This is a genomic window from Cellulomonas sp. P4_A2, assembly GCF_056402515.1.
On sequence record NZ_JBFUHG010000107.1, the window covers coordinates 1 to 454 of the forward strand.

Here is a 454-nt window from a genome sequence, read left to right on the forward strand (position 1 = left end):
GTCGTGAAGATCCTGTCCACGCTCATCACCGCCGACGGCGGGCAGGCCCAGGTCGCGGGCCACGACGTCGCCACGTCACCGGACGGGGTCCGTGCCGCGATCGGCGTCACCGGGCAGTTCTCCGCCGTCGACGGTCTGATCACCGGCGAGGAGAACATGCTCCTCATGGCGGACCTGCACCACCTGTCCAAGCGCGAGGGGCGGCGGGTCACCGCCGAACTGCTGGAGCGCTTCGACCTGGTGGAAGCAGCCAAGAAGCCCGCCTCCACCTACTCCGGCGGCATGAAGCGCCGCCTGGACATCGCCATGACCCTGGTCGGCGACCCGCGGATCATCTTCCTCGACGAACCCACCACCGGCCTCGACCCGCGCAGCCGCCACAACATGTGGGGGATCATCCGCGAGCTCGTCTCCGGCGGTGTCACCGTCTTCCTCACCACCCAGTACCTGGAGG

1 protein-coding gene is annotated in these 454 nt (G+C 68.9%); it reads left to right on the plus strand.

Annotated elements, in window-relative coordinates; translation table 11 throughout:
• On the plus strand, positions 1-454 hold a 454-nt coding region (locus AC1DUE_RS20305; RefSeq protein ID WP_477041209.1), incomplete at both ends, for an ATP-binding cassette domain-containing protein.